Origin of the sequence: uncultured Litoreibacter sp., from assembly GCF_947501785.1 — a bacterium.
Taxonomy (GTDB): domain Bacteria; phylum Pseudomonadota; class Alphaproteobacteria; order Rhodobacterales; family Rhodobacteraceae; genus Litoreibacter.
The window spans coordinates 887,301-908,700 of sequence record NZ_CANMXB010000001.1 but is presented as its reverse complement, the minus strand read 5'-3'; the positions used below and the strand labels follow the sequence as shown (position 1 = coordinate 908,700).

At 61.4% G+C, this 21,400-nt stretch carries 12 protein-coding genes; 1 reads left to right on the top strand and 11 read right to left on the bottom strand.

Annotated elements, in window-relative coordinates; translation table 11 throughout:
• Window positions 1-33: 33 nt before the first annotated feature.
• Entirely contained in the window at window positions 34-1,233 is a 1,200-nt protein-coding gene (locus Q0899_RS04505) for an FAD-dependent monooxygenase (RefSeq protein WP_298357531.1), read from the top strand.
• Here Q0899_RS04505 and Q0899_RS04500 read toward each other — a convergent pair.
• The 11 genes from Q0899_RS04500 to Q0899_RS04450 form a co-directional block, all read right to left on the bottom strand.
• Window positions 1,228-2,871 (bottom strand): hypothetical protein, encoded by a 1,644-nt coding sequence (locus Q0899_RS04500; RefSeq protein ID WP_299191214.1) that lies wholly within the window; start codon window positions 2,869-2,871, stop codon window positions 1,228-1,230. The genes Q0899_RS04505 and Q0899_RS04500 overlap by 6 nt on opposite strands.
• Window positions 2,868-5,096: a hypothetical protein gene (locus Q0899_RS04495; protein WP_299191213.1), complete on the bottom strand. Its 2,229-nt coding sequence runs from the start codon at window positions 5,094-5,096 to the stop codon at window positions 2,868-2,870. The genes Q0899_RS04500 and Q0899_RS04495 overlap by 4 nt, the downstream gene beginning before the upstream one ends.
• Window positions 5,097-5,249: 153 nt before the next feature.
• Complete coding sequence (locus Q0899_RS04490) at window positions 5,250-9,140, bottom strand: DUF4157 domain-containing protein (RefSeq protein ID WP_299191212.1); 3,891 nt, start codon at window positions 9,138-9,140, stop codon at window positions 5,250-5,252.
• A 34-nt stretch (window positions 9,141-9,174) separates the two neighbouring features.
• Window positions 9,175-12,723 (bottom strand): hypothetical protein, encoded by a 3,549-nt coding sequence (locus Q0899_RS04485; RefSeq protein WP_299191211.1) that lies wholly within the window; start codon window positions 12,721-12,723, stop codon window positions 9,175-9,177.
• A 12-nt stretch (window positions 12,724-12,735) separates the two neighbouring features.
• Window positions 12,736-14,418 carry a hypothetical protein gene (locus Q0899_RS04480; RefSeq protein WP_299191210.1) on the bottom strand — a complete coding sequence of 561 codons (1,683 nt, stop codon included), beginning with the start codon at window positions 14,416-14,418 and terminating at the stop codon, window positions 12,736-12,738.
• Window positions 14,402-17,452: a hypothetical protein gene (locus Q0899_RS04475; RefSeq protein ID WP_299191209.1), complete on the bottom strand. Its 3,051-nt coding sequence runs from the start codon at window positions 17,450-17,452 to the stop codon at window positions 14,402-14,404. Before Q0899_RS04475 ends, Q0899_RS04480 begins: the two co-directional genes overlap by 17 nt.
• On the bottom strand, window positions 17,449-18,654 hold the full coding sequence (locus Q0899_RS04470; RefSeq protein ID WP_299191208.1) for a hypothetical protein: 1,206 nt from the start codon (window positions 18,652-18,654) through the stop codon (window positions 17,449-17,451). Before Q0899_RS04470 ends, Q0899_RS04475 begins: the two co-directional genes overlap by 4 nt.
• A complete protein-coding gene (locus Q0899_RS04465) occupies window positions 18,647-19,051 on the bottom strand; it encodes a GPW/gp25 family protein (RefSeq protein ID WP_298291092.1) in 405 nt (134 codons plus the stop codon). The genes Q0899_RS04470 and Q0899_RS04465 overlap by 8 nt, the downstream gene beginning before the upstream one ends.
• The gene (locus tag Q0899_RS04460; RefSeq protein WP_298291095.1) at window positions 19,051-19,884 is read right to left on the bottom strand and encodes a phage baseplate assembly protein V; all 834 of its coding nucleotides are present in this window, start codon (window positions 19,882-19,884) and stop codon (window positions 19,051-19,053) included. The genes Q0899_RS04465 and Q0899_RS04460 overlap by 1 nt, the downstream gene beginning before the upstream one ends.
• Before the next feature lie 9 nt (window positions 19,885-19,893).
• Window positions 19,894-21,063 (bottom strand): hypothetical protein, encoded by a 1,170-nt coding sequence (locus tag Q0899_RS04455; protein WP_298291098.1) that lies wholly within the window; start codon window positions 21,061-21,063, stop codon window positions 19,894-19,896.
• On the bottom strand, window positions 21,063-21,398 hold the full coding sequence (locus Q0899_RS04450) for a hypothetical protein (protein WP_298291101.1): 336 nt from the start codon (window positions 21,396-21,398) through the stop codon (window positions 21,063-21,065). Before Q0899_RS04450 ends, Q0899_RS04455 begins: the two co-directional genes overlap by 1 nt.
• Between the last annotated feature and the right edge of the window lie 2 nt (window positions 21,399-21,400).

Below are 21,400 nucleotides of genomic sequence, written 5' to 3'. Positions count from 1 at the left end.
TAGTTTCTGCCACAACAAGGAGAGACCTCGGGCATGAGCGACAGGAAGAAGGCGGTTATCGTCGGGGCGGGGATCGGCGGATTGGCCGCGGGGTTAGCACTGAGCCGCGCCGGATGGGACGTGGAGGTTCTGGAGCAAGCGGCGGTGATCTCGGAAGTGGGGGCCGGATTGCAGATCAGCCCGAACGGTGTGCGGGCCCTGCGGGCCTTGGGCGTGATGGACGTGTTGCAACCCAGCCTCTTTGAGCCCGAGAGCATCAGCCTGTCCATGGGTGTCAGCGGGCGGCGTGTTTTTGATTTGCCGATGAAAGGCTACGCGCAGGGCCGCTGGGGGGCGCCGTTTTTTCAGGTGCACCGGGCGGATTTGCAGGATGCGTTGAAAACCCAGCTTGGCAAGGAGGCGGGGTTGGTGATCCGCACCAATGCAAAGGCCACGGGTTACGTGCGCGAACGCGGCGGCGCGAGCGTCTATCTGGAACGCGGCGAACGGGTGTTTGGAGATGTGGTGATCGGCGCAGACGGGCTGCATTCGGTCATTCGTGAACAAATAACGGGGCCGGACCGCGCCCGTTTCACCGGCAACGTCGCATGGCGGGCGGCCGTCCCACTTGCCGAGCTCGGGACGGCAGCGCCGCCTCCAAGCGGCTGCGTCTGGGCCGGCGACAGAAAACATGCAGTCACCACCCGCATCCGAGGCGGGTCGTTGGTCAATTTCGTGGGTGTCGTGGAGCAGGCGAACTGGCAGGAAGAAAGCTGGTCCCGCACCGGCGACCGTGCCGACGCGTTGCGCGATTTCGCGGGATGGGTGCCGCATATCACGGCCGTAATCGAGGCTGCACCTGCTCTGAACCGCTGGGCGCTGTTTGACCGGCCCGCATTGGCGACCTGGTCCGATGGGCCGGTGACACTGTTGGGGGACGCGGCGCATCCGATGCTGCCTTCGATGGCGCAAGGCGCTGTGCAAGCGCTAGAGGACGCCGTGATCTTGGCGGGGTGCCTTGTTGCGGAAACCGACCTGCTGGCCGCATTACAGCGTTACTATGCCGTGCGGATTGACCGGGTGAGTCGCATCCAACGTCGATCCGCCGACAACCTGGCCTTGTTCCACAAGTCGGGATGGGCCAACAAGATCGCCGCCTACGCGCCGATTTGGGCCGCGGGCAAGCTGTCACCGGCACTGATCCATGCACGGCAGGATTGGATATACGGGTACGATCCGACGGCTGCCCTATAGCTTGTCCGGAACCCAGTGCGAGACGTAGGTCTTGGCGTATTCGGTGCGCTTGTCGAACTCCTTACGCATGTCCTTGAACGCGGCCGTGTTGTGCTTGTTCAGCCATTGCTTTTTCGGTTTGGTTTTCTGGCCTTTGTCGGTCTTGATCATCATGACCCGGGACTTGGCTTTCTCGAACAACGCGTCCTCAATCGCTTTCATCGGGTGCCGCCACGGGCGTGATTTGCCAAAGGCCCAGACCTTGTTGGTGGGGATCATTGTCACAAAGTGATCGGCGTAATCGCCCTGCGCCATCCAGTTGATGTTTGGATGGTCGTCATCCTCGGTGCCATTGAGGGTGGCATTGTGGGAGCCGTGGTGACCAGCCTTGTAGAAGGTGCAGCGGGCCAGCAGGTCCCTGACGGTAACCGTTTTGTCCTTCTTGTCTGCGCCCTTGACCGTCCAGGACAGGTCTTTCCAGCTGATCCAGCTGCCGCGCTGCGCGTCGCCGGTGAAGAGCAGGATCTGGCGGCTTTCCGGCAGTTCAAACGCCAGGACGAGCGACGTGTTGTTCACCTCGTTGTTGATCCGCAAGGCCAGGCTTTCGGCATCTTGCAACCAGTCGCCGTCAATCCGGCGGTCTTCCTTGTCTTCGTCGCGGTAGGCTTTGGCGAAGAAACCTATGTCACCATTGGACCTGCGGCGATCAAAGTCGAAAACCTCGCTTTCTGGGATCGCGTGGCGAGGCGAGAAGGGTGAGCTGTTGCGTGCGTTGTCGCCATCACCGGCCATGGCGGCAAACAGCCCGGACCCGGGCTCACCCATGGCAAAGGGTCCGATATGGAACTCCTCCGCTTTGTGCGGGTTGAGGCTGGTCAGCAGCTTTTTCTCGCGGGGCGGGCCGAACGGGTATACCTGAACCCCGTCCACGCCGGGCAGAGTCCAGATCTTGTCGCCGGGTGAAAGAAACTTGATTTTCTTGGCCATGTGGCGGAGGCCCTGCAGTCGCCGTTTGTAACGCTCGCCCTTAATCTTGGCGTCTTTCGCGCCGAAAATAGCGGTGAAGGCGGCGCTTGCTTCGTCCATACCCATGGGGATTGCATCAACCGCGCCGCCTGCTTGAAGGTCCGCCAATTCGTCCTGCAAAATCTCCAAACCGCTTGTGAAACCAGTTTCCAGTTCCAGGAACTCTGCAAGATCCTCGGCCAAGGCGCTATCGGCACCGCTCATTGCCGAAAGTTTGTGCTGGGCAAGCGCGAGGGTCAGCACCTGGTCGCGGTACTTCTTTCGGAACTTATTGGCGTCTTTGTCGGTCTCATCCTCGGTCCAGGCCAGCCAAAGCTCTTTCACGGTGAAATCGGAGAACGGGTGGTCCTCGGATGTAGGCGAGGGGAAACCACTGACATGGTCTTCGTGCTCATGGGTGACCACAACCAGATCAAGCACACCGCCGGTGTGATCATGCAGGTCGCGGATCACATCATAGATGTCCATATCGTCAATAGCGTGGCTGCCCTTCTTCATGCCGCAGTCAATCAGCATGAAGAACGGTTCGTCATTGTCTTTGCTGCGCCGGAAATTCAGCAAGAAACAGTCACCGTGCCCAGCGCGATACATGCGGATTTCAACACCGGAGGCGGGAGCGGGAATACGGGTCATCCGAAGCTGTCCTCCGAGTGGGAATGGCGATGCAAATCGGTGAATGCCTGATCTGATCCGGGATTGGTGCCGGAATAGAACGCGTTGTTGGGGCGGGTTTCTTCGCCCGTCAAATGCGCGCGGTGTGCCTGCAAACCTGCTTCCGAATAGATCGAGTGCCTCGACCGGATGAGCCGCCTTATCGCAAAGCTTTGAGCATCAATGAGGAAGGTAACACCGGCACGATACTTGAAATCATGGGGCCTGCTGTTGTCCTTGGCGCTGGGCGGGCGGGCGTCTTCGGCTTCTTGTTGTTTCGGGTCAAAATATCCCCGCCGGGTCTGGATCAGCTCGATCACGTATTCCCGCTCCAACTTGGACCGCTGGCCATGGCGTTTTGCGATCCGCACGGAATGCACGTGAAGCGACGGCAGCCCGGTGATCGAGGACCGCCTTAGCGTTCCCATCGGATTGTCGGGGTCGTTGACGTGGGCGATGCCAATCAGATCCAGAAATTCCGGCGTCGCATCCTTTGAGATCAAGAGCCAAAGCAGGCGTTTGTAGTAGTTGGCGGCGTGGTACTCCAACACGCGGTCGGTGGTGTCAGCGATCTCCAGGAAGTTGGTGGAAGGCTGGGTCGACGCCGAGGTTTTGGCCGATTTGACCGTTGCCAGCGGAAGCGCATCGGCAAGATCAGACATCCTGCCCTGCATTCGCTCATGGAGATGCTTCTGCTCATTCAAAATCGTTGTCAGCGTTCCTTGAAAAGCCTCCTGCTGCGCTTTGGTCTGTGCGGACGCAACGCTGGAGCTGAGATCGCTGAACGCGCCAATCGGGTCAGACAACATCCACCCGATTTTCTTTTGAACCATGGTGGTGGTGACTTCAGCCGGGTTTGCTTCGGGCACGGATTGGCGGTTCTCCTCAGCCTCCGACAGGGTGGGCCATAGCAGCGCTTTCTCTGACAGGATCGAGACGTCACTCGGGGTGATGCCCCATGCGGTGAACGCCTCGATGAAGGCGGCGCGATAGCCATTCACATCGTCGGGAAACAGATCATGATCGGCCGTGATGATCGCGCGCAGGTAATCCCCGAAATTGACGTTGACCGGGGGCGTGTAATCCATCGCCCTGATGCAGATGCGCAGCACGCGGCGGGCGCATTGGGCGGCCTCAGCGGCAAGGCGTTTCTTGAGGTCGGGGTCAATTTCGCCGGTGCGCAGGATGCCGGTCCCGTTGGATGCGATGCGGAACAAGTCCGCTGTACGATGTTTGTAGATCGTCAGGAACGCGCGGAAGACGGCTGCGACCAGGACCGCGCCGCGGGCGTGTGCTCCATCCGCGGTGTGCAATGCGTCGCGTCGGGGGGGCTTCAACTCCCACTGGCCGGTCTTCTCATTCTCGCCGCCGAGAAAGTCGCGTAACGCGTGGCCACGCCCAATGGCCTGGCCCAGCTCCTGTGCGAGTTCGCCAAGCAAACTCTGGCGTTCCAGATCGCCGCGGGTTTTGCCAATCTGGTCCTCCAACACCTCGGGAAAGGAGAAAAGCTGGAACAGGGCGACGATGTCAGCGAACGCCTCATGAAGCGCGCGCATGTCCGGGTTGCAGTTTTCGGCGAAGCGGGGATGCATCCCGTCGAGTATCGCGTGAACCGTTTCGTGCACCACAATGTCATGGCTGAGACAGGTGAATATGGTGGTCCCCGCAGGGGCGCTGCTGCTGTTGGCGGGCGCATCGAAATAGCCAAAGAGCAGGGCCTTTTTGGCGGGGTTGTAGAAGGCATTGGCCTCCCGCAATGCGTGGGGGTAGATGCGCAGTTGCTGGACGAATTCCTCCTTCCAGACCTTGCCCACTTTCTTGCTGCTTGATGCCCAAAGCACGGAGCGGCCCAATGCCTCTTCAAAGACGGCCACCGTGTTCATTGCGACGGCATAAACCATTTGTTGGTGAAATTTGGGGTTTTCCGCCGACGGGGCCAACCCGTCATTCAGCCAGACTTGTTCGTCATTGAGGTCGATTGGTTTGTAAAACACGCCGCTTGCGGGGTCGTAGTCGATCACTTCGAAATAGGTGCCCGAAGGTCCGAGCTTGTCGCCATTTGGCTCCGATGGGTCCATCTCATAGGGAATGGAGATGGTGACAATGCTGGCATCGCGATTGGAAAACTTGCGCGCCGTGGCTGGGTCGAACGCGAATACGCGCAGGCGGCGAGGCGGTCGGAATTCGGTGGTGAAGGGGTTGTTCATCGCTCAGACCCCGTCAAAGCGCGGAAGGGCGTTGGGCCAATGGGGTGGGTCATAAAAAGAACCTCGAAAAATAAGTCGTACTCAATGGCAGAAGTCTAAGCCTGAATTGGGTCTTTGGTCAAAGTTTGGCTCATCTCGGTCAGAAGTGGTTGGCTATTGGGTCAATGTGCGGGTTTGTTCGCGGGCGGCCTGCAAGGAGACGGCGACGCGGCCGGTGATTTCTCGCAGCGCCGCCTCCGCCTGTGCCTGCGCGTTGGGGTTGGCTTGGCGAATGCGTGGGAATTCCTCGCGATATTGGCTGGTGATGGCGGTCATGTGATGTTCGGTCAGGCTGCTGAGCTTGTCTTTGACGGGGCCTTGCGCGGCTTGTTCGGCGCTTGCCAGCGAGCCGTCTGTGCCCTCGGCAATGAATGTCGCCAGATGGCTCAGCATCGATGTTTCCCCCTGCGCGGCAAAAGACGCGAAATTGGTGCGCTCCCCGGTGGCGGCGGTCACGCGGTCGGCAAGAGGTTTGTACAGTGGAATGGACCAGCCCGTCGCGTCGGTAAAGGTGCGCATGGGATGGCGGGCGCCAAAGAACAGCGCGCGGTTGTGAACCCGACGGCGGCGGTTCTGCACGTCATTGGGCAATGCGCCGATGGTATCCACTTCAAAGTTGGATTTGATGGTGGTGTCCAAGCTGGCCTTTTGTGTGTCCGTCAGCAAAGGAAGTTCGGCGATGTTTTTGGGGTAGGCTTTGTCAACCACATGGTCATTCTCAAGGTAGCCGGCATTGCCGCTTTGCGCGCTGCCATAGGCGCTGCCCGCGCCCTCCATCTGACGGAAATTGGGGGAGCGCCCTTCGCCGTTCATATGGGCGGCAGTGTCGTTCACACCTGCGTCCGGGCTGGCGGCCGGGACCTCTGATTGTTGGCCCAACGCGTAGATGCGCGCGTTGTCGCTTTGGATCGTGGTCAGCCCCGCTCGTACATTTGCGACAATTTCGGGCGGCGCAGTTGTGTCACCCGAAATCATGTCGACCACGGATTGAACTTCAAGCGTCAATTGCTCCTGCAGAGCGGTGCGCAGAACGCCGTGCTTATCGGTGGGGGCGGCAAGCGCACGCTCCACCAATGCCCGCGCGGATCCGCCATCGGCCCCGCCTGTGACGCGTTGGTGGTTCAGCTTATAGGTCGCGATCACCGGAAGGATGCCGCCGCTGGGTGAAATTGTCTGGTAATCGCCCGATCCCAAAAGCCCGAAGCGCTGCGCCGCGTTGTCGGCCTCGCGGGTCACGCGCTGCCGGTTGCCCGCGGCTGTTTCGGGCAGGTCGCGCATCACTGAGCCATCGGACGGGGCGTTGGGGTCAAGCCGGTCGAGATTGTTGAGAATGTTGATCGCATATTGCTTTTCGACAACGTGATCCAGCTCGTAGCGCTGCAGCTCGTCGCGCCCCAGGCCGGCGGCCTCTCCCAGTCGCGCTTTTTCGCTGGCCACATGGTCATAGGTGCCGACCATGCCTTCCAAGGCCTCGATGCGTCCCGGTTCGCCGCGCACAAGGGCGGCGTCATCGGCGTCCACCTCGGTGGTGACGCCCACCTCATCAATCAGCGTCGCGCTTTCCGAGGTAATCTCAGCAACTTCGGTCGTCGCTGTTTCTGAGCTGGCTGCCATTGGCCGACCCGTCGGTTGTCGCTCGGACTCGGTGTTGATGTTTTCGTGCCGTTCCATCTTGGCGGCGAGGTCGGCCACTTCTTCGGCCACGCGCTGCGCCTCTTGCTTGGCGCGCTCCGCCTCGATTTCGTTGGCGGCGCGGGTGGTCGCTGTGGCGACGACGTCTTTCTCCTTGGGGTTGTCAGACGCGATCATGTATTTGACCTTGCGACCGTCCTTGTGCATCTGGATTTCATGCGGGGTGTCGCCGACCATGAATGGCACGCTGGGCAGTCGTCTGCGCCCGTTGAGCCGTCGTATCAAAGCCGAGAACATCTTCTTTGCCTTCTTCACGACGAAGGCCACAAGGCGCTCCATTGCGCGTAAGATTGGGGCTTGCAGGCGATCAATGACACGCCGAATGCTGGTGGAGATGCCGCCTAACCCAAGTGCCGCGGCGAGGAAGGAAATGACCACCGGTACGGTGCGGCCGATGACCTGTTCAACGAAGTTTGCTGCCGGTTCCGTCTCGCCACGCGCAATGGCACCCACGGAGGAGAAGATCGCCTGCGCGACCTCCATGATCTGGTCGAGCCGCTCCAGGAAGGCCACGATCAGATCGTAGATACCCTTGATGACGCGCACCACGGCGCCCACAGGATTGGACAACCCCGCCAACCAGCCTATGCCTGCGCTGATCACATTGGTGGTCACCATCTGTACCAGCCCGGAAATCAGCGTTGTTTTGAAATTCTCAATCATCTCCAGCATCTTTTGCCAGATGCCCGCGAAGCCTTCGGTGATCAGGATGCGGACAATCTCGACGGAGGTCTCGATCATCGACACGATCCGTTCGCCGCGGGACCCCAGCTGGCGCACAAGAATGCGGCGGAAATTGGCGTAGGTCAGGCCAAGAATTTGCATGACCAGCGACATCAGGCCTTTGAAATCGAGCCGTTCGGGCATGGTGATGCCCGCGCCTGCGATCGCGCCGAAGAGCCAACCAAGGATGCCGTTCTTGAGGTGTGTCAGTATGTTGACCCCGAACTTGCGAAAGCCCCCCACGACGGCCCGCACGAGGTTCATGGCGAACCCCAAGGGGTCCTCCACAATGAGATGGATAACGTCCCGCGCTTGTTCGATGATGGCCCAGACTCGATCTGCGTAGGGGCCAGCAAGCTTCAGTGCTCCGCGCACGGCGAACTCCAGCACCTTCTTGCCCACATCAACCGCGAAGGTGATCAGGTCGCGCGTGATCGGGGCAAAAATTGCGATTACATCATCCAGCCCATGGCGGATCGGGCTGAGGTCCAGCACACGGTCCACCAGCCCGCGCACGCGTGACCAGGTCAGGTTGAGCTCACCCAGCCGGTCCGACACCCAGGTGAAGGCATCAGTGATCATGTTGGTTTCCTGTAGCTTGTCGAACAGCACGGTGCCCAGCGGGTGCAACCCGAATATGCCTTGCAAAAGGTTGGTCGCGGTCTTCAGCACGCGCCGCCCCGAAATCAGGGTGCGGCCCAGAATGACGGTCGCCAATGTGTAGCCGGGAACGTAGCGGGCTTTGTCTTCCAGCCAACCCTCGATATAGCCTTCGTCGTCATCATCACGCCGGATCGGCTCGCGCTGAACGGCGTCGCGGTGCAAGGGCAGGGCTTTGTCGCCTTGGGTTTGCTGCACCACGTGGGTTAGTTCGTGCGCCATCAGGCGGGTGTTGGTCGGACTTTCGCCATCCGCAAGCCAGATGTGGTTGCCATGGGTGAAGGCCCGTGCGCCAATGCGCGCGGCGGCATCGCGGTCGGCCGGTTTGTCATGCAGCCGCACGTCTTCAAAGCTGGTCTCGAAATGCGGCTCGACCCGCGCGCGCAGACCGGAGGGCAGGGGCCGTCCCGGCCCGGGGTTGGCCACTAGCGCTGCAACGTCCTTGGGGGCTGGACCGCCCATGCGGCCCACTACGGCACCGGGTCGCTCGGCGCGTCGTGCAAGCGCCACCTCACCTCCGATATCCTGGGGTTCGCCGCTTTCAAGTTCGCTCAAGTCAGAGGCGTCCAGATTGTCCGTGGCGACATCCTGCGTTGAGGGCAGGTCGAAATCCGCGTGATCGGCGGGGGGCGGTGTAGGCACCAGTTCGTCTGTGTTTGGTTGGTTGTCGGCATTGCGCCTGAGAGGGGCAGCGGGGGCATTTGCCGCCGCGCCGCCTTGCGCTGCAGGTGCCGCCGCCAGCGTCGGAGCAGAGGCACCAACAACGCGGGCGGCCATCGTCTCCGCCTCGCGTTCTGCAGGATCATTGACCGCGCCGACTCGCAGGCTGGGCTGCACCACCGGGGTGGGCAGCCGCAAAGGTTGCCTGCGCACAGGCACCCGCGCAGCAGGCGCCTTGCTTTGGGTCTTGGCGACGGCCTTGTGCTTCATCCCGGCCGCCACCCGTTATGGCCGTGCAATCGCGTCATTTCTTCGGCTTGTTCTGCAGGTTGCGCATCGCGCGCAGTTGCGCTGCCGTCGGGGTTTGCACTTTCAGCGCGGCCTTGGCCTGTTGCCGTTTCTTTGCGTCCGCCTGTTTTTTGGCCAGTGCCTTTTGCGCCGCTGCGCGCTTGGCTGCGGCGCGTTGATCGGCCTGTTTCTTTGCTGCCGCCTTTTGGGCTGCAGCCTTGCGGGCCGCTTCGCGTTTTTGCGCGGCACGTTTGGACGCCAGGGCCTTCTGCGCTGCCTGCGCCTTGCGCAGGTCATCGGCCTTCTTCGCCGCAGTGAGTTTATCGGCGGCCGCCTTTTTGGCCATATCGTTGCGCCGTTTGGCCACTTCTGCGGCCTTCAGGTCGGCCACCTTTTTCAGCTTCGCGGCGCGTCGGGCATCGGCCTGCTTTTTGGCGGCCAGCTCTTTTTTGCGGGCCTCCTCGGCCTTTTTCTGGGCCGCAAGCTGGGCCTTGGTCGGGCCTTTCTTGACGCCGCCCACGCCTTTGATGAGGTTGGGGTTCTTTTTGACCAGCTCGGCGGCAATCTTCGGGTCAAAAATGACGTCCTTGCGGCCGAAATCCTTGATCGTGACGCCCTTGGTGGGGTCCTTTGCCGGTACCTCTTTGAGGATGCGGGGGTCAATCTTGATGATGTCCAGCGGAATCCGGTCGAAGCGGCGGAGTGGTTTGCGGCGTTCCTGATGGATCACCACGAATTCCACAGCGAGCTCTTTATGGGTCAGCAACACAACGTGGTCGCCCTTTTGGGGGTAGCGGTTCAGCAATGGCCCGCGCGCCTTGGAGAGCTCAACGGCTTTGCTGATGCCCTCGATATCCACCGTTTCCACCAGATTGAAGCCGCCGCGTTTCAGGATCTCCTGCGCCTCTTGGGTCTTGCGGCCCTTGATGTCGAGGATGCTCGGCACGCGGCCTTTGCGCCAGCCGCCAAACCCGCGGTGTGCGGCGTTCAGGGAGTAGCCACGCAGCTTGGATTTCGGCAGATAGGTGGGGGCAGGCGGCCACATGTCGCCCGACTGTTCGGCGTCCCACGGGGCCGGTCCGCGCTCTTCCAGCCAGTCTTCGATCTGCAACCCGATATTGCCGTCGGGGTTCAACTTGTCTTCGCAGCACAGCTCTTTGAACTGGCTCAACATGCGTCCAATTTGGTCGCCAAAATAGTACCGCTGGCTCTTCCATGTCTGCGCCTGTTTGCGGCAGCACATCATGCAGGTATGGGTCAGGATCAATTCGCCCAGTTTCAGCGTCTCGGGATGGAATTCGAGGCAACCCACCGGGACCAAGGTGTAGCCCTCAAAAGCGTCGCTGCAGGACGGCACGGCGTTGTCGCAAAGGCAATCGACCCGCAGCTCGTCGTCCAGCTTCATCAATGTCGCGTAGATCATTGAGATGTATAGCAGTTCCTGCTGGCCGGGGCCCATCATCTGCTTCAGGTTTTCGATTTCCCGTTCTACATTGGCGAGCGCTTTCTTCAACCGTTGCTGGTCGTTGCGATCCACGCGCTTGGCGAAGTCTTCGATCAGCATCTCCATCAGCTTTCGGGCGCGCTCAAATTCCTCCTTGTTCAGGCCCAACCCGTCTTGCGGCTCCAACCCGCCGCGGAAACTGACATGTACCTTGGTCAACACGACCCGGTCTTCGTCGCTGAGTTTTTCGAAAAACTCGTTTTCTGCGAGGCTGCCTTTGGTCTTCAGGCAGCGTTCTATCCGCTGGGCGAGGGTCAGTTCCTCGCTGTTCTGGGCAGCATCGGGCGAGCACAAAACGATATGCTGCTCATCATCCCGCACGGCGAGCGCGAGGCAGATTTCACCAAATTTCTCCTGAATTTCGCCCAAATCCAGTTTGGGATCCCAAAGGTTCTTTTCGTTCAACTTGCGCACGTCGAATTCAATCGCATCGACCTCGTGCAGGATGCCGCTGCGGTCATGTACGATGCCCGCTGAGAGGGAGACAGAGTTTCGCAGTTGCTCCAGTTTCAGTCCGCAAACCACGCCCCAATCCATCATGGAACGCATCATCAGGCGGAACTGCTTCTCTACATCCGTTTCGCACAATGCGATCAGCGCCTCGCGCACGTTTTTAGTGCCTTCCAGCGTCTCGCAGCCCTCTTGAGGTGGGGTAAACGCTACATGCCCGGCGTTGATGTCGCACACTGCGTCCAGCCCTTCCTGCACCGTCAGCGCGCCATTCATCAGGTCGCATTTCGGGTCGGCGTCATAGCTGACGTGATCGGCTGGAATATCGCTGAGGGTCGGGAAGCTAAGGGAGCGGCGCAGCATGTCCGGCAGGGGCAGGAAGTCATCGCCTTCGGTGAAAAACAGCGGGCAGAAATAATGGTCGGGGCCGCGTGGCCCGCTTGGTCCATCGAACGGGCCGCCATTTAAAGTCAGCTGCTCATCCTCGGCGGCGTAGCGGCGCATCTCGACCTGCCAGTAGTCGCCAACGACGAAGGTTCTCCCCGTAACATCAAGATTTACCGTGAAGAATTCTGTTTGGACCTTGATGACTTTGCCGTTGGATTTGGCCGCTTTTGGGGTCTCGCCGGTGACTTCTTCAGCGGAGTCAAAGGGCACGTTGGCATGACCGTCCCAGCGCCGCACGCTGTCATAGGTGACACCGCCCACCTTGTTTGAGGCCAATGATCGGGTAAAGCCGGACCGGATAGGCTTGTACGCCTTCGGCGACAGATACCCGATCTGGGTTTCCGAGGCCTCGTTGAACAGCTGATACACCGCTTCTTTCTTGCTGATTGCGGATGCGCGGTCGAAGCTTTCGATCACCTCGCCGTTTTCATAGGACCAAGCCAGCTCAACGCCTGTCGCGCGCCCCGCAGCGTCCAGCGTCACATCGACAATTTCAATTCGAAACAAAGCGTTGGGTGGCGTCTTTTCTACGCTGATCTGGTCGGCGCAAGGGTCGCAATCGGCCGCTGCCAGTACCGTCGAGGATTTGGACAACGTCACCGTGGCGTTGCCTTTGCGCTGGAACGCCGGGTCGGCAATCAGCTTTTCTAGGTCGCGGGCGTCCTCTGGCAAAGACCGCAGCGGCAGCAGCTTGAGCTGCGTCATGGTCCGGGTGCGGAACGAGGTTTCAGCCCCATGCAGGCCAGGATCAGCCAGATACGGGTCTTGCAGCGCGAAAACTGGACGTTCCCACAGATCCATATAGGCCAAGGCCATTGACGGCAGGCCGCCTTCGGTCTGCAGGTCCGCCTGCAATTTCTGTACGACTTCAAGGCTGTTGGTTGGCTCGCCAAACCCGGGCATCGTGAAATGCCCTTGCTTGCCCTCGGCAAACACGGTGCCGTCCTGAACAAACACCTCGCCTTTGTCGCTGATCTGGATCATGCCGCCCTGGGCAGGTACGCCGGATCCCGCGAAAGCAGCACCTTGTGCCTCGTCCCGTCGCAAATTGAGCGTCGCGGCCTCGTTCAGGTCCGCATCGGTGATCATGCCGCCTTGGATGTGGCGCAGGCCGGAATAACGCTGCTCGGACCGGTCGCTTTGGCGTGAAATTGAGCCCTTCATGGTGTCGTCTCCTTATGCGTCAGCCGAGGTGTCTGGCAGCAGCACCGGTGGGGTGTGGGCCAGATGCGGATCGTAAAAAATTGCGATTTCCTGCCCGACCGGCAGGAAGGTTTCCAGTTTGCGGCGGATGGCGGTCAATGACGCGGCCAGATGCAGCCCGTGGCCTGCGCCCATCTCGCCTTCGTCTTCGGCACCATGCGTCACTGCGATGCCAGTGTCGGTGTCCAAGACCCCGTAGCCCGGTTCGCCATATTCGGCGGTGCGCTTGATGCATGTGCCATCGGGCAGGCGATGCCAACGGTCCACGAAATAGACGGGTTCAGTGGTGTTCGACACGGACAGCGTGTCGAGGCATTTGGCATTGGCCGTCTCCATCACCACCGGGGCGAAGCGGCTGAAACGCACGCAATTTGCGTAAGGCGCGCCGTCGCCCAACGTCTCATCGGGTGGACAGATCAGCGTGTCGGTCAAGGTGTTGAAGACGCAATCAGAGGCCTGAATGCGGCCCAGAATGGCGTCGCCGGTGAGGGTGCAATATTCCAGCCGCGCAATGCGGTTCTGGCAGGTAAGATCGTGAAAAATGCAATCGGCCGCGTCCAACCCAACGGCGTCAAGCTCCTCGCCGGCAAGCGAAACGCTGTGCACGGCGCAGTCGCGCAGCATAATTTCGGTACCCGCTGCGCCTCGTATCGATGAAGGTCCAACGGGCCCCACAAAACGGATGCCTTCGAAGTAGAAAGCGCCGTCCGGTAAATCCAGCGGTGCATCAATTTCCAGCACCACATGGGTGATGCCCGCCAAATCGGCCGGATCCATTGGGGAAAGCAGGTCCTCGGCTACGAGCCGTGGCTTTTCCGCCAACAGGGCCAGCAGGTCCTCGGTTCTCAGTGAAACATGCGGCAGGTTCACGTCGAACATGCCCTGCGGCGGGCGCACATGGATCAAGGTGCGGCGCGGGTGCGGGCCGACACGGCGCACCCGCGCGGGGTCGCGCATATCGGGGCAGCGCGGGGTCATGTCATCATAGGCCAGCGGAAAGCACGGCGCGCCACCGGGCGCGCGCTGCCGCCAGTATACCGGGCGTTCGCCGGACATCTTCTCTGGCTTGATGCGGAACAGCGGGTTGCTTCCCTCAGGGTCCTGCACGGCGCGGTTCATCTGGCGCATATCCGGTGTGCCTTGCGGGCGCATACCGGCGGTCAAAGCATCCTTTTCGCGCTGCGGCACCATTTCGGGCGGCACGGTGAAGGGCGGCAGGCCGACGCGCGGGCAGGTGGCGACATGACGCCAACCTTCGCGCGCCACCGTCTCGGTTCCGGCCACAACGTCCGACACGGAATCGACGCTTGCCAATGTGCCTTTGGATTTGAACCAGCTCACCGCGTTATTCAGTTCCGACACACGTTGGTCGGGGTCGGGCGCTGTCAGTTCGGCGCCAAAAAGCTCTGCCATATAGGGCACCAGCCACGACTGCATCGCGCGCCCGTCGGGCTGCGGCTCGGCGAAGGCGTCGGCATAGGCTTGTTCCGTGGTATTTCGAACCTGGTCCAGCAACGCACCAAACCCATGCAGGAACGCCTCAAGATCGCCAAGCTCGGCGTCTGAGCCGCCGTCGCGGTAGCGGTATTCCTCGGGCAATTCCCGATAAAGGATGCGCCCGGCGCGAGATCTGAGAGGGTCAATCGATTGGGTCATGGATGTCTTTCACGGTAATAAGCACCGAATTTGCGCCGACTTCGGACAGGTCACCGATATGGGCGACCTGTTCGGGGCGCGGGAAGATGGTGGCTATTGTGCCATCATTGATGGCCACGGTTTGCGGCTCGATCCCGGTGGGGCTGGTATAGTCAAAGCCACTGATGATCGCGTTTTCGATGCCATGAACGGATTCCAGCGCCGCGAGAGCCTCGGACACGTATGCAGGCTGCGCAAAGTCGCGTTCTTGCAGCGCAAACGCCCCGCGCAGCGCGTCCTCGCAGGCCCCCTGCAGGTCCGTTTGGTCGTAGCTGGTCAGATCCGCGCGCACGGTCGCTGCAAAACGCAGCAGGATAGGCGTGTAGGGCTGAAATGAGAGTACGACGCCGGGGATGGCCCGCGCCAGAATGGCGGCGCGCAGATCATGTTCCAGCAGCCCAAGCTCGGCACCACCGGCTGGAACAATTGTCATCATGATCTCGCGCGATCTGGTGGCCGTGGCGATTTCCTCAGCCCGCGCACGCCAGACCGAGGCGTGCCGGGCCGTCAGCCGCTCAAAATCGCGCAGCGACACCGCGCGGCCATTAGAGGACAGCCTTGAGGGCGCAGAACTGCGCAGACTTTCGACGGGTTCTCGGTCAGCACCGCCCGATGTGGAGAAAGGTTGATGAATTTCAGAAACATACGCCGTCTTCTTCATCGGCTTCGTGAAGCTGAACGGCGGGATGCGGCTGCCTTTCAAGCCGACACCCACCCGGTGACGGATCAGCCCGACATTGTTGGTGCCTGTCGGCAGGCGACGGCGGAAATGGATGCGCAGATACCCGTCCTCCCCCAAGGTGCTGGACCAGCTGCGCGTGCCTTCGGCGGCGGGGTCGATGTAATCGGCATAGGGCCAAACCTCGCCGTCCACTGCCACATCCAAAGCGGGGATAACGCCACTTTCAGACACTGGTGAGGGCACGTGGCTGATCTCACCCACTTGCAAGGTGAAATGCTGACGCGGTCGTTCGCCGTCGCCAGACCCAAGCGTTTTGGGTCCCTTGCTTTCGCCGTGGCTTATCTTGACCGCGTTCATTCGAAACACCGTGTCGCCCTTGGTGAAATGGTCGAAGCTTCGCTCGGCTTGAAGGGTGATCTCCACCTTGCCGTCGCCGCGTGGTTCAATCGTGACAAGGCTTGCTGCCACGTCCTCGCTGAACCCGTTCTCAATGGCGTTGATGATGACCTGACGGCCAGGGCGTAAGATGTCGGTCGCGGCATCAGACAGGCCACAGAGCATGATCTTTGCAGGCTCCCCAAACGTATCCGGGTTGCGGCCATGTCCGACGGCGGTGACCGAGGTTTTCATAGGCCCGAGGAATTCGAACCGGTCGGGCTGGCCGACGCTGTCATGAAACAGGATCGAATAGAGCCCTGTGCCCAGCCGCACACCTTGGACCCGCAACGGGCGCAGCCTGGTTGCGTTGGTCATCGAGCGGGAAACGAACCAATCACCTTCCGTCAGGCCTTTGGGGGGCTTGCCCAAAAACTCTACCGTGTTTTGCGCAGCCCCACCCAGTACTGTGCGGTCGCCGACCACTTTGGCACGCAGTGGTTTGGCGTCGCTGGTGGGCGCGAAGGCCAGTTTCAGGGACGGGTCAGACGGGATAAATGACACACCACTTGGCGCCCCAATGCCAGAGCCGTCCTCGTCTGACTTTTCATAAATCGGGCTCGCTTTGCCGCGCAGCTCTGGCACGGGCAGCTCGATGCGCCGCGTCCGTCTGCTACGCCGTGTGCCGGCATGTGCCGTGAACATGCGCAGCCCGCGTGAGGTCGCGAAATACATGGTCAACGCGTCAGTGGCGTTGAACGCGCCGGTCTCCTTGTCCTTGGCAATCGGGGCCATCGGCAGGATTTCGATGACGCCCTGCAGCGGTTCGCTCGGTTGGATCAGCAGTTTCGAGCCGCTCGCGGCTAGGATCTGGATCGGCATATCCAGCTCTCCCTCGCGTCGCATCAGCACCAGATCGCCTTTGCGAAACCCGGCGGGCTTCTCGAGGTACAGCATCGTATAGCCGTCAATCTGGCGCGGTTCGCCAATGATCAGGTCGGCGGGTTCCAGCAGCAGTCGCGCGTCATGGTAGGTGGTGCGGAAGGCGCGCACCGCTTTGGCGTCGAAGTCCACGCGGGCGGGGCCGTCTTCGGCGTCGCGCTCAAACCCGGTGACCGTGCCAGCTGCGCCGTTGCGCCCATCCGTCAGGATGGCCACGTCACCCGGCGCGACGTTCGTCTTTTCGCCAATCTCCCAACGCAAATCTGCATCGCCGGGCCTGAGCCGGTCGCCATTGACGTCCCACCCATCCACCATGGCGGCGTTCAGGTCGGGGTGCCCCACCAGCTTGCTCATCGTCTCAAAGATCAGCGGCTGGCCCTTGGGCGGTTGGTGCTTCATCGCCAGACCGGCCGCGACCTCGACAACATCAAGGGCTGGTTTGAGCGACAAGGCAACAGTGGTGGTGGCAGAGGCCGCAGGCGTCGGTTGGTAATTCACCAGTGCCGCAAGGCGGCGCAGGTTGTCCCATTGGGTGGCGGTGCGCAGGTAGCCTTCATTCGAGAACGCGTTGAGATGACCCATGGTGACATGCGTGGCCCGCGCAAAGGCCCGCATGATCTCCCAAGCCTGATCGCCATCAGCCGCCGCGCCGTATTGCGCATCCAGCCGCAGCTTGCGCTGTCCGCGGGTTTCCAGCTTGTGGGACGTGCCGTCCTCATCGATCGCAGGCGGAATCGTCTCGCGAAGCCGTTGCCACAAGACGCCTGCGCGCAGCCCCTCGATATCAATCGCGTCGCGCTCATGCTCGGGCGTTTCCTCCAAGAACAGCTTGTCGAAATCGGCTGCCATGCGGCTGTCCATCTCGGCCCCACGGCCGTACATGCCGACCAAGGCCGCGCGCAGCTTGTCCAGCCACACCGCCGCATCGCCGTCGACATAGTCAAACCGGCGCAGGCCTGCGCGATTCCATCTGGTCAGGTCGGGGCGGGTGCTCATCCGGTCTCTCCCCCTTGGACGGTGATCCTGAGCGTGCCATGCTCTGGCGCGCGCGGGTCATTGAGGCATTGGATGTATTCGTCATCCTCGACGATTATGATGCCTTCGCTGGACTGGTCTTCCTGCCCACGCCCCGTGCGGCGGAACAGGTTGAGGCAGGCCACGGCCACGCCCTCGATCTGCATCGTGGCGTCAATCACGTCCGAGGCGTAAAGCGGCGCGCCAAACCCCAAACGGCCGGGTTCAAAGAACCCGCCTTGATCTGAGGTGAACACGGCGGCCACGGCTTGGCGCAGCTCGGACCGGAAGTAACCCGACTTGGCGCGGATCGAGATCGACACGGTGATCGGCGCAGCCCGCGCGCCCTCCAGAAAGACCTCGGAGCCGATCATGCGGTACTGTTCGATCATGGTGCGCAGGATGGTCCGGCCTGACAGAGCCGCGGTCACTGGCGGGATGGGCAAGTTGCGTGCGTTGTGAAACGCCACCACCTGATCCCACAATTCGCGCCGCATCAGCGTGGGCGCATCCGCGTCGTCCTCGCCGTCATGAATGGGGGTGTCCAGAGGCAGGGCGTCTTCCAGCAAGGCCGAAACAAGGATCGTATGCCACGCGCCCGACCACACCATGCGCGCCTGCGCCAAGGCACAAAGCGGGTGGCGCTGCATCATGTCGGCGTGATCCTGCAGCGTCACCATGCGGTGCTGTTCGGCGATTTGATGCGGGCCCTCATAGCGGGCCGCTTCCATGGCAGAGGGGTGACGTTGCCAATAGCGCTCCAGCGCTTCGGCGTCTGTAGGGATATCAGCCCCCACATATTCGGCACGCGCGCGCTCCATCACGCCTGCATCCGCCTGCCAGCCGATCATTTGTAACAAACGCCGGACGCTTTCAGGGCGACGCGCGGTGTCTAGGTACCGTTCTGCCTGCACCCGGTCCATGGCGTGGGAGGCGCGGTCCAAAGCCGCCGACAACAGTTCCACGATGACCACTTCCATATCCGCGCTGGTCCAGCGGCGACGGTCGGGGAACCGGCTGGCGAGCTCCTGCATCATGAACAGCCGGTAGCTGTCATAGTCGCGCACCTTCCAATCGAAGTCATCCTCCACGCCGGGGATCGGCAAAGGCAGAACCTGCTGGCGTTCGCCGCAGTCGGGGCAGGTGCCGTCAAAGACGAGGGAGGGTGGGGCCAGCTCAGCCATTGGTCACCTCGAATGTGTGGGTTTCCTCGCGGGCAAGGGCGGCAATCGTGTAGCTGATCTGAACCAACAATACTTCCGGCGCATCTGGCGGGGCACCCACATCCACGCGAATGGTTTTGGGGTCCACTTCGCCTGCCAAGGCTTCGGCCAAGGCGCCATACAGCCGGTTCTGGGCGAATTCCCACAGCGTGGTGGAGTTCGGCTCGAACACATTTTGCCGCGCGCCGAACCCGTATTCGGGTCGGAACACCCGTTCACCCGGCGAGGTGAACAGCACCTGTTCCACCTGCTGGCGGATATGGTCAAACCGCGCCACGCTCTGCGCGCCGTTCAAAGTCATCCGGAACGGGAAGGCCATGTAGCTGGTGCGCGGCAGTTGGGTTTCAAAATCAGCCATCAGCTTGCCGTGCTCTTGGTGGTCAGGACCGACGGGGTCAGGGGCACCATCGGCGGCGCGGTCGGCGCGCCGGGGGCGGCGGTCGGGTGAGTGTGCGAATTGAACAGCGACAGGAAGGTCGACCCCTTGATCAGCGGCTCGCCGCCGGACCCAGCCACAGTCACCATCGAGCCTTCAATATTGACGGTGGCAGACGATTTGATTTCTACCCCTGATCCAGCTGCGGTGATCTCGTTGCCGTTGGCATCCGTGCAGGTGATGCCGGAGGAGGACATTACGATCGAATTGCCGTTGGCATCCGCCACGGTCAGCTCGCCGCCCGCCGCGTCCAAGGTCACGGTCGCGCCTTCTTTGTCGGTCAGCAGGATTGACCCGTCCGGGTCCATCAATATCTCGGCCTCGGTTGCCGTGGTTAAGGTCACAGCCTCTTCACCTTCGGTGTCGTTGAAGCTGAGTACATGGCCGGACTCGGTCTTGAAGAATTTCAAAGGCTGCCCGTCCGCGTCGCCATGTTCGGGCGGCACCTCGGATGCACTGCGCCAGAACGTGCCGGTCCACATCGGGCTGGAGGGGTCGCCTTCCAGAAACTCCGCCACAACCTGCGAGCCCACCGGAGGCACCGCCAGCATCCCGAACCCTTCGCCGCCGCCATATGGCACCACGGGCAAGGCCCAGTCGCTGATCTCTTCGCCAAGCACGGAGGGGATCTTGAGCTTGCACCGCCCGCGCAGGTCCGGGTCTTCAACATCGACAATAAACGCGCGGTATTTGCCGAAGTTCTTGGTCCGCTGCTGGCGGATCGTGCGTTCCAGGGCTTGCATCACTTCGCTCATATTGGTCCCCTAAAACAAACTTGAGATGGCTGAGATGACGTTGGACAGTGGCGGTGTGCCCAGCGCGTCGGTTTCGCCTACGCCGTTGCGGATCAGCTGGAAATTCTGCCGGTAGCCGTCTTGCGTGAATTTGTGCGCCACGCTGTCGACATAGTAGATGCCGCCGTTGCGGGTGCCGACGCCGTCGACCTTCACCAATTTGCCGACCCGCAGCACATGGCCGTAAAGCGCGCCGTCCAGCTCGCCGCTGGCCTTGACGCGGAACGAGTTTTCATTGGCAACACCCACCGCGCGGGCGGCCACTTCTTCCTCGGTCTCGTCGCCTTCGCCTTTGATGCGTGCAACGGATGGTGTACCCAATCCCGCCCCCTCGGCCGCGGCGGGTTCCGCCGCCAGCAAAGGCAAGTCCGGCCCAACTTCGTTGACCACCGGCTCGTCGCCTTCCTCACGCGGGGCCAGCTCATAGACCACGCTGTCAGCTTTCTGCGCATCGTCAGTGACCGAGAAGTTGAGGCAATTCGTGGCGCTGCCCGCATAGACCATAATGGTCGATTGCGGCTCGCCCTCCAATTGCATCGGGCCGAAATACACGTCCTCGCCGTTGAAGATCAGCTCAAACCCGTTGGCTTTGGCGCGCTCCTTTAGAAACACAATTGGGGTGCCATCCTGTGACAAGGCGCGGCTGGATTGCCCGTCGGGCCCGGAAGAGGCGCTGAGCGGCAGGGGGCTCAGCAGCTCAATCAAGATGTCGCGGTCCGAGATTGGCGTGTCTTCGTCTCCCCAGACGCGGCGCATATGTTCCCGGCTCAACGCGACCGAGCTGTCCTGACAGGTCACCACCAGCTTCGCCTCGCCACCGTTTTGCGGAAAGGTCGGCTTTAATTCGGTGATGTAGCCGCGGAATACTTCCTCGATATGGGTTTGAAAGTCGGCAGAAATCACGATGGGTTCCCATCGCGCAAACAATCCGCTGTCGCTGGCCATCCAGGTGCCATCGGTGTCGCGCCGGTCGTCAATGGTGATCGTGGCGCTCGCGGCCTCGACGCGCCCGACTTGAACCTCAATCTCGGAGATGAGCATTGCCAAGTCGCCAAGCTCGGATTTGGATTGCCCGACCTCCACCAGAACGGAAGCCGCCTGCCGAAACCCGGGATCCAGAAGCTGGTCCAACAGTCCCATCAGCGCACCTCCCGCCGGCGGGGCACCAGCATCAAGCGACCGGTTTTCTCAGCAGCGACAGAGCGCTGGTCAGGATGCCCGTCCGGCCCGTAGATTAGATCCTCCGGAAACAGCACATCCGCGTTGCAATCAGCCAGCCTGCGCCAGTCGCGCGGGTTGGCGTAATATTCCTGCCCCAGCTGGTCCAGCCGGTCGCCCACGTTGACGCCGTGCTCGAGGATAGGCTCGGGGTTGGCAATCGCGCGGCCCCGCAGGCCCCGGAACCCGCGGGTGCCGTCCTCGGGTGCCTCAAAAATCGCCGTGGTTTCGTAGTAGCTGCCTTTGAAAAATGCCATCC

What these genes read in the sequence shown, in the direction of transcription:
- Q0899_RS04505 (WP_298357531.1), top strand. Translation starts at nt 34, where the DNA reads ATGAGCGACAGGAAGAAGGCGGTTATCGTCGGGGCGGGGATCGGCGGA.
- Q0899_RS04500 (WP_299191214.1), bottom strand. Translation starts at nt 2,871, where the DNA reads ATGACCCGTATTCCCGCTCCCGCCTCCGGTGTTGAAATCCGCATGTAT.
- Q0899_RS04495 (WP_299191213.1), bottom strand. Translation starts at nt 5,096, where the DNA reads ATGAACAACCCCTTCACCACCGAATTCCGACCGCCTCGCCGCCTGCGC.
- Q0899_RS04490 (WP_299191212.1), bottom strand. Translation starts at nt 9,140, where the DNA reads ATGAAGCACAAGGCCGTCGCCAAGACCCAAAGCAAGGCGCCTGCTGCG.
- Q0899_RS04485 (WP_299191211.1), bottom strand. Translation starts at nt 12,723, where the DNA reads ATGAAGGGCTCAATTTCACGCCAAAGCGACCGGTCCGAGCAGCGTTAT.
- Q0899_RS04480 (WP_299191210.1), bottom strand. Translation starts at nt 14,418, where the DNA reads ATGACCCAATCGATTGACCCTCTCAGATCTCGCGCCGGGCGCATCCTT.
- Q0899_RS04475 (WP_299191209.1), bottom strand. Translation starts at nt 17,452, where the DNA reads ATGAGCACCCGCCCCGACCTGACCAGATGGAATCGCGCAGGCCTGCGC.
- Q0899_RS04470 (WP_299191208.1), bottom strand. Translation starts at nt 18,654, where the DNA reads ATGGCTGAGCTGGCCCCACCCTCCCTCGTCTTTGACGGCACCTGCCCC.
- Q0899_RS04465 (WP_298291092.1), bottom strand. Translation starts at nt 19,051, where the DNA reads ATGGCTGATTTTGAAACCCAACTGCCGCGCACCAGCTACATGGCCTTC.
- Q0899_RS04460 (WP_298291095.1), bottom strand. Translation starts at nt 19,884, where the DNA reads ATGAGCGAAGTGATGCAAGCCCTGGAACGCACGATCCGCCAGCAGCGG.
- Q0899_RS04455 (WP_298291098.1), bottom strand. Translation starts at nt 21,063, where the DNA reads ATGGGACTGTTGGACCAGCTTCTGGATCCCGGGTTTCGGCAGGCGGCT.
- Q0899_RS04450 (WP_298291101.1), bottom strand. Translation starts at nt 21,398, where the DNA reads ATGGCATTTTTCAAAGGCAGCTACTACGAAACCACGGCGATTTTTGAG.